Here is a 7,770-nt window from a genome sequence, read left to right on the forward strand (position 1 = left end):
AGCGGGGCCCAGGGTCGATACGATCCGGAGCATTGGTGTACGTCGTACCGAGAGGCGATGCAGGTTGTGAACGAGGTCGCGCAAGAGGAAGCCAAGGTTCTGGCCCTGGGGCAGCCGTGGAGTGCCGAGATGTTCGCCCGGGAGGATCTCAGCGTCATGGTGCGAAGCTCAAGCTTGCCCAAGGCGGATTACATTGTTGTCTGCGCCTGGTACATGCGCCAGGACTGGGGGCCGCAGGGATTCCAGAAGATCTATGAGGTGCGGCGAGGCGAGGCCGTCTTTGCGGAGGTCTGGAGACGGATCGGTTCCGGAGAGGCGGAGGCAGAGAGTTGACCGTAGCGTCGGCGAGCATGCCTGACCGATCCGCGCCGTCGGTGATCTGCATCGACGCAGACCGCGGGCGGGTTTTCCGGCAGGGCGCTAGACCCGAGGATGAAGCACAATGAGTGAGGCGGATCTCTTCGCCGATGTGCGCCAGCGCATGGTCTCGGAGCAGATGTGCAGCCGGGACATTCGCTCGCCACGGGTGCTCCAGGCGATGCTCAAGGTCCCTCGCCACCGCTTCGTCCCCGAGGACGAACGCCACCTGGCCTACACCGATGCCCCACTACCCATCGGCCATCACCAGACGATCTCGCAACCGTACATTGTCGCCCTGATGACCCAGCTGTTGGACCTGCAGGGCGATGAGCGCGTGCTGGAGATCGGCACCGGGTCGGGCTACCAGGCGGCCGTGCTGGCGGCCCTGGCCGGGCTGGTCTACAGCGTCGAGCGCATCCCGGAGCTCCGCCTTCGGGCACAAGCGGTTCTGGCGGAGCTGGGACTGGGCAACGTGACGGTCGTGGAAGGCGATGGGACTCAGGGCCTGCCGGAGCACGCGCCGTATCAAGCCATTCTGGTGACAGCGGCCGCACCGGGCGTCCCGGAGCCCCTCAAGCGCCAGCTGGCCGAGGGCGGGCGGCTGGTGCTGCCGGTCGGCGGCCAGGATGGACAGATGCTCGAGCGCTGGCGCCGCCGCGGGGAGCGCTACGACCGGGAGCAAATTGCCCCGGTGGTGTTCGTGCCGCTGATCGGCCGGGACGGGTGGTCGTCGGAGCCCTGGTCGTTCTGCCGCTAGTCTGCCGAACCGAGGAGCAACGCATGCGGTCAACCCTGCAGCGGTCAGCCGTGACCGTGCTGGCACTCTCGGTCACCTTGCTGCCAGGCCTGAGCGGTTGCCGGGCAGGCGATCCACCAGTCGAGGCGCAGGCACCAGCCGCCCCCCAGGTCTTGTCGAGCCCTGCACCGGCCGAGCTCCTCTCACCTGCCGCCTCGCCGAGTCTGACGCCCGAGTCTTCCCCCACCCCGAGGCCGGTCCCGGCGCTTGGGCGGGTGTTCATCATCGTGCTGGAGAACCGGGAGTTCAGCCAGGTGGTGGGCAATGCCACGGCGCCGAATCTCCAACGCTGGATCGGCGAAGGTGGATCGCTGACCGAGTACTACGCCGTCGATCACCCTTCGTTCCCCAACTACCTGGCGCTGATCGCCGGCGATACTTTCGGGATCGACTACAACTGCGAAGACTGCTACCAACCAGGCCCTATGCTGGCCGACCAAGTGGAGGCGAGCGGCAGGGACTGGCGGGCCTACGTCGAAGGCATGCCCGAGCCATGCTTCGACCAGACCGTCGGGAACTACGCCAAGCGGCACAACCCTTTCGTGTACTTTGAAACCCTGCGCCGGGATCCCGATCGGTGCCAGGCCAAAGTCGTGCCCTTTCCGGCCTTCTGGGACGACCTCAACTCGAATCGTCTGCCGGATCTGGTCTGGCTGATTCCGGACATCTGCAATGGTGGACATGACTGCGCCCTCTCCGTATCGGATGCCTGGCTGGCCGAGGTCGTGGAGGCGATCCGCCGATCGACCGCATACTCGCCGGATGCTCTGATCGCCATTCTCTGGGAAGAGGGTGCGAGCGACGGAGGTTGCTGCGGGCTGGCCGAAGGCGGGAAGGTGGCAGTGATTCTGCTGTCACCGCTGCTTGCCCCCGGTGCACAGGACCACACACTGTACACTCACTACTCGCTGCTGAAAACGCTCGAAGCCGGCTGGGGCCTGGACTACCTGGGACATGCCGCAGATCCGGAGACGGCACTGATCGAAGCTATCTGGCGAGCTGCGCCCTAGGCCCACGTCAAGCCTCGGCTGCAAAGCACCATCCTGGGTTGGCCGTGGACGGCCCCTGGCAACCTCCCGCCTTCTGCTGCGGCGAGGTCCCGTGTTTTCAGTTGCTGGCCGGCCTCGGACCTGGGTCGCGGAGGACTGGCAGAGGAGGCTCGGGGCACGGCCGCGTGCGTCTCTCTCGTCAAGCCAACAGCTCGCGCCCCGGTCAGGGCGAAGGCCCGTCGAATACTCGGAGACGAGGCCGAGCGCAAGTAAACGGGTGCGGGCTGCGCCTGATCTCCGCCGGTATCGTGCATGCAGGAGTGTCCGGCCGCCGGGATTGCGCCGCGCCTAGGCTGGCGGAGGGGCGAGGAACAGGACGGCAGTGCCGCTGTCGCCGTCGAGCGCCAGGGAGGCTTGGCCGGCGCCCGGGGCCTGGTCCAGGTCGACCACCTGGACGGTGTCGGCCCAGCGGGCGTCATCAGGCAGCAGCGCCGCAAGGACATTGGCCGCCGAATCGAAGAACTCAATCGCGAACTCCGTCGCCGGGTCCCTGAGGGCGACCGCCAGCGGGTAGATCCCGGATTCAAGGAGATCCTGGAAGAAGTGCGTCCCGTAGGAGGGATCCGGTGCGTCGCCATCTGCCGCCAATTCGACCAGGGCCCGGGCATGATAGATGTCGGCATACGTGACCGGGATGCCCAGTTCGGGATGCGTGCTTCCCCAGCGGCCCGGACCGAGGAGCAGAAAGGTCTCGCCGGCCAGGCGGTGGTTGAGGCGCCCGACCAATTGGGCGAGTTTGCGTTTCTCGGCCTCGCTGACCAAGGCGGCGTAGGCTTCGGGGCGGATCAGGATCAGGTAGCGGATGCCGTACACTTGGCCGTCCGGCATCAGGCCGTGGGTTACGAACAACCTGCGCTCACCCGGGATCTCCGCCACGGGTTGCCCGCTGGCCTGATCCACCTGGACTTGCGGCCGACACTGGACCAGGAATAGGAGCGGGACTGGAGGCGCGCCGCTCTCGCCTTCCAGCTGCAGGACGAACTCGACATCCACCGGGACCCGGTAAGCCCTCTCGAGGGTGCGCAATGCGTCTCGCAACAGGGCCGGGAAGGGCGTGCGCACCAGTAGTCCTTCAAAGGTCAGCGTCAACAGCGCCGGCTCGAGGCTTAGGGGAAGGCTGACGATGTCACTCAACGTGCCGTCCTCGAAGCGCTGGGCCAGGTAGCGCAGGTGTGGGGTGTCGGCCGAGAGCAACTCGGCCACGGGGAGTGTGCAGAAGTTGTTGGCGGCCAGATCGATCGCATCCACCTGATGCTGAGAGTAGCGCCGGATGCGCGCCGGATCGGCCTCTGGGCGCGAGGCCGGATGGCTGAGGGCGACCAGGCGAGCATAGTCCCCCCCGATCTGGTCTACCGCGCGGGTTCCCAGGCCCCACACCAAGCGGGCGAATCCATCGCGGCGGCGGATCTGCGGGTTCCAGCGGAACTGATTGCGGGAGTAAGCAACGCCGGCCGCATCCGGCACCAGGTACCCCCTGTGTTGCCGGCCCTGCACTTGCTGGATCAAGATGGCCATGCGCTCATCGTAGTCGACCAGCCCCATGCGGCGGCGATACAGCAGCACGTCCGGGCTGTACACGCTGGCGTAGATCGAGCGGATCGCATCCAGCAGCGCGGCTAGATTCTGAGGGGCAGTGCCCTGGTTGGGGCAGAAGTGGCTTTCGTACTTGCCCGCAAACGAGGTCCCGAAGGAGTCCTCCAGCAGACTGGACGAGCGCACGATCAGGGGGGAGCCTGCGGCCTGGGCCAGGATCTGCCTCAGGCCTTCCGCAACCTCGGCTGGCACCTCACCGGCGAGGGCCAGGGCCCGGACCTCCGGGTAGTCGGCGAGCATCGCCTCGTGGTCCTTGTACTTCTGGTCGGCGTAGCGGATCAGACCGTTGATCTGCACGAACTGGCGAAACACGTCTGCGCCCAGGAACCAGGATGGGGGAACGCGCAGGCTCAGGCGGACGTCCGCAGGCGCTGCCTGGCGCAGGATCTTCTCGGCCAGGAGCATTCCGGCTGCCTTGCCGCCGATCTTGCCGCGGCCGAAGCGGCGGGCGCGGATCGCCCGCAGGTCGGCCATCTCGAACCACTCTCGAGCGATGCCGACGTAGCTCAGGTGATCGCTGATCATGGCTTTGATCAGGACGACCTTGATCTCCTGCAGGTGGTGCTCCATCCGGGCGCGCTCGGGCAGTGGCAGGGCTTCGTAGGCCTCGCCCTGAGCAAACAGCATGTCCCAGGGCGCCAGCTCCGGATGGAAGGTCAGCATCACGTCCTCGGCCGGAAGCCGATCGGCCAATGTCTGGCGCACCAGGTCCTCGAGGAGGTCATGCGGCAGGTTGTAGGCGAAGTAGAAATCGGTCAGCTGCTGACGCGTAATCCGCAGGCGTTGTTCCCAGACATCCGGAGCTTCCTGCGTCAGGGGGTCCGTCAGTCCCTCACGGGCTTGGGAATCGCGGGCCTTCTCCCGCACTTCGTTATCGAAAGCCTCGCGGGTGATCACCCCGCGCTGGAACAGCTCGTACAGCATTCGCTCGCGGATGCGGTCAGCCAGAATCGGGTAGCGGGTCAACTCGAGGTAGACCGTCAGGACGCGGGGAAATTGATCGGGATCCAGGGCCATGGCGATAGGAGACCTGTCGCCGGCGGCGGACCGGCAGCGCAAATTGTACGCCGGCGCCAACGGAGGCGTGCGCCGGGCCGCCGCCCCGGCGGAAACGAAAGAGGCGGGGAAGCCCGCCTCTGCGGCAGAGCGGCGGAGCGGAGACGAGCCGGCTAGCGGCCCAGGTGCATCGGCATCACGACGTGCAGAAAGTCGTCTCGCCCCACCGGGCGGATCACGCCCGGCGCAGTCGAGGCCGAGGTCTCCAGTGCGACGTTGGGGGTGTCAATCACTGAAAGCACATCCACCAGGAAGCTGACGTTGAAGGCGATCTCGACCGGATCGCCGTCAACTGTGGCCTCGACGACGGTCTCATTGGAGCCGGTTTCGGCCGAGACCGCCGAGACCTCCAGGTTGCCGGGCTCGCTCTCGCTGCCGGGGGTGATCCGCAGCCGGGCGCTGTGGGCCGCCTCGCGGGCGAAGATGTCGGCCGCCTTGCAGGCTTTGAGGAATGCCGTGGTGGAAAGCACGGTGCGCGTGCTGGAGTTAGTGGGAATGATGCTGCGGTAGTCCGGGAACGTGCCGTCGATCAGTTGCGAGACCAGTTCGACGTTCTTGGTGCGGAAGATCACCTGATTGCGAGCAGGCGGCAGCGACATCGTAACGACCTCGTCGCCGTCGCCGAGGATGCGGGCGAGCTCCGACAGCGCTCGCGACGGGATCACCACCTTGATCGCAGCCCCGCCCGGGCTGGATAGGTGAGCCGAGCGCACCGAGAGACGGAACCCGTCGGCGGCGGCCATCGTCAGTTCGCCCGAACGCAATTCGGTGTACACGCCGGTCAGGACCGGCCGCGCATCGTCGCTTGAGGCGGCGAAGACCACCTGGTTGATCATCTCCTTCAAGTCGGAGACGTTGAGGCTGAGGCCGTCGTCGAGATCCGAAGGCGGAAGCGGCGGGAACTCCTGGGCGTCCAGGCACTTGATATCGTTGTTGAAGGCGCCGCACACGACATGCAGCGTCTGGGTGCGGACGGTCAGGTCCATCTGGACATGATCATTGGGCAGCGTGTTCACCAGGTCGACGAAGGTGCGCGCCGGGACCGTGGTGGCGCCGTCGTCCTCAACCTTGGCTCCGACCCAGCAGCTGATGCCGATCTCCAGATTGGTGGCCGAGAGCCGCAGACGACCATGGTCGGTCGCCACCAGAACGTTGCCGAGCACGGGCAAGGTGCTGCGCGGGGCGACAGCCCGGGCGGCGATGCTCAGTCCGCGTGCGAGGTTCTCTTGCAGGCAGGTGACCTTCATGCGGGGCATTCCCTCCGAAGGGCGAGCCGAGGCGATCGAGGAAGTATACAACGAAGCGCGCCGGCCGACAAAGCGCCGGCCGGGTTCCCGTTCCAGGACACCGCCTGGCATTGGCTGGAGCCGCCGCGGCAAGCGGTCGAATCCGAGCCCGGCCGCGCCCACCCGCAAATCCGGCCGAGGACGCCCTCAAGCGGCCGGAGGATGGGGCGAATCGTCGGCCGGCAGAGGCGGCGAGGGTATCCCCAGTGCGATCACGGTGCCGAAGGCGAAGGCCGCCAAGGCCAGGCTGTACACAACGAGATAGCCCCCGTCCGCCGTGCCGAAGAGGCGGTTGAGGGGATCGATCAGGGCGGCGCCGATCAGGCGAGCGACGGCGCTGCCGGCTGCCGTGGCGATGTTGGCCACGCCCAGGTAGCGGGCGGCATCAGCCCGGGGCACGATGTCGGTCACCAGCGCCCAACTGGCGCTGAGGAACACTCCAACCCCGAGCCCGAGCACGCCGGCCGCCAGCAGCAACACGCCTGGATCGCGTGCGACCAGGATCAGGGCCGTGCCGCCTGAGGCCAGCAGGCCGGCGCTAACCAGCAGCGGCCGCCGCCCGAAGCGATCGGCCAGCCATCCGGCGGGCAGCGGGACGAGCAACAGCATCAGCCCGATGATCGTTGCCAGGTTGGCGATGTAGCGCTGCGCCTGGTCCTGAGGCATCCCGAGGACGTCGATCACGTAGAAGAGCAGGAAGGTATTCAGGGTGATGAAACCACCCCAGATCAGCAAGCGGTTGGCAAACCACGGGGCGAAGGCCGGATGGCGGCGGAGCTCTGGCAGGAGCTGGCGCGCACGCCCGGCGGCGACGGGCGGTACAGACGTGGCCGCTGCCCGCTCGGCCGCCAGACGAGCCGTGATCGCCAGAGCGATGCACATGCTCACACCGGCGACAGCTGCAGCCAGAAGCGGCTGTCCTGCGGCCACCAGCTGGCCGGCAAGCTGACGGCCGATGACGAAGCCCAAGATCTCGAAGGCGCTTTTCAACCCCGCCGCCCGGCCGCGCTGATGAGCCGGAAGACGGTCGGGGATCAGCGCCTGCCAAGGCCCCTGCACGGTGTTGATTCCGAGCTGGGTCACGACCACTGCTGCCAGCAGGAGTCCGAGGGAGGGCACAGCCACGACCGAGAGCAATCCGATGACGACGATCGGAGTTCCGGCAACCAGGTAGGGCAGGCGCCGGCCCCAGGCGGTTCGTGTCCGATCGGAGAGGGCGCCGACCACCGGCTGCCAGATCATGGCGGCGAGCAGTCCTCCCAAGGTGATCAACCCCAGGGCGACGTTCTTGTTGGCCGGGGCGAGGTCAAGCAGGCGGTGGCCGAGCAGAGGCGGGTCGAGCGTATTGATGGTGATTCCGATGGCGACCGCGAAAGACGTCAGGGCGGCGACCTGCATCCACGGCAGGCGAGTCGGGGGCTCGCGATCGGGATTCAGCACAGGTCTCATCAGCTGGGGGATGATAGCACCGACGGGCAGGTGCCGGCGTGCCCTGCGGCCAAGGCCGTGCCGGTCGTGAGAGCGGGAGCGGCCGAGGCGAATTCAGGCTTGGGCGTCGTCGGGCCGTCGTTCGCCGGCGGCGGGCAAGGTGAACCAGAACGTGCTGCCCTGCCCCAGCTGGCTGGTGACG

The 7,770-nt window shown here is 67.1% G+C and carries 6 protein-coding genes; 3 read left to right on the plus strand and 3 right to left on the minus strand.

Features of this window, described 5'->3' with window-relative positions:
* The 3 genes from MUO23_15010 to MUO23_15020 form a co-directional block, all read left to right on the plus strand.
* Window positions 1–333 (plus strand): hypothetical protein (locus MUO23_15010; protein ID MCJ7514261.1); only part of this gene is annotated, 333 nt, incomplete at its 5' end.
* Window positions 334–442: 109 nt separating this feature from the next.
* Window positions 443–1,117, plus strand: coding sequence for a protein-L-isoaspartate(D-aspartate) O-methyltransferase (locus MUO23_15015; protein ID MCJ7514262.1), 675 nt, complete (start codon window positions 443–445; stop codon window positions 1,115–1,117).
* Window positions 1,118–1,140: 23 nt separating this feature from the next.
* Window positions 1,141–2,166 carry an alkaline phosphatase family protein gene (locus MUO23_15020; protein MCJ7514263.1) on the plus strand — a complete coding sequence of 342 codons (1,026 nt, stop codon included), beginning with the start codon at window positions 1,141–1,143 and terminating at the stop codon, window positions 2,164–2,166.
* A 327-nt stretch (window positions 2,167–2,493) separates the two neighbouring features.
* On the opposite strand, the gene MUO23_15025 is transcribed toward MUO23_15020, so the two are convergent.
* The 3 genes from MUO23_15025 to MUO23_15035 form a co-directional block, all read right to left on the minus strand.
* Window positions 2,494–4,815 carry a PEP/pyruvate-binding domain-containing protein gene (locus MUO23_15025; GenBank protein ID MCJ7514264.1) on the minus strand — a complete coding sequence of 774 codons (2,322 nt, stop codon included), beginning with the start codon at window positions 4,813–4,815 and terminating at the stop codon, window positions 2,494–2,496.
* A gap of 152 nt (window positions 4,816–4,967) precedes the next feature.
* Window positions 4,968–6,110: a DNA polymerase III subunit beta gene (gene dnaN / locus MUO23_15030; protein ID MCJ7514265.1), complete on the minus strand. Its 1,143-nt coding sequence runs from the start codon at window positions 6,108–6,110 to the stop codon at window positions 4,968–4,970.
* A gap of 177 nt (window positions 6,111–6,287) precedes the next feature.
* On the minus strand, window positions 6,288–7,589 hold the full coding sequence (locus MUO23_15035; GenBank protein MCJ7514266.1) for an MFS transporter: 1,302 nt from the start codon (window positions 7,587–7,589) through the stop codon (window positions 6,288–6,290).
* Between the last annotated feature and the right edge of the window lie 181 nt (window positions 7,590–7,770).

The sequence above is a fragment of the Anaerolineales bacterium genome, assembly GCA_022866145.1.
Classification (GTDB): domain Bacteria; phylum Chloroflexota; class Anaerolineae; order Anaerolineales; family E44-bin32; genus PFL42.

Bases quoted from the DNA above. Each gene is read 5' to 3' on its own strand.
- MUO23_15015 (MCJ7514262.1), top strand. From the start codon at position 443: ATGAGTGAGGCGGATCTCTTCGCCGATGTGCGCCAGCGCATGGTCTCG.
- MUO23_15025 (MCJ7514264.1), bottom strand. From the start codon at position 4,815: ATGGCCCTGGATCCCGATCAATTTCCCCGCGTCCTGACGGTCTACCTC.
- MUO23_15020 (MCJ7514263.1), top strand. From the start codon at position 1,141: ATGCGGTCAACCCTGCAGCGGTCAGCCGTGACCGTGCTGGCACTCTCG.
- dnaN (MCJ7514265.1), bottom strand. From the start codon at position 6,110: ATGCCCCGCATGAAGGTCACCTGCCTGCAAGAGAACCTCGCACGCGGA.
- MUO23_15035 (MCJ7514266.1), bottom strand. From the start codon at position 7,589: ATGAGACCTGTGCTGAATCCCGATCGCGAGCCCCCGACTCGCCTGCCG.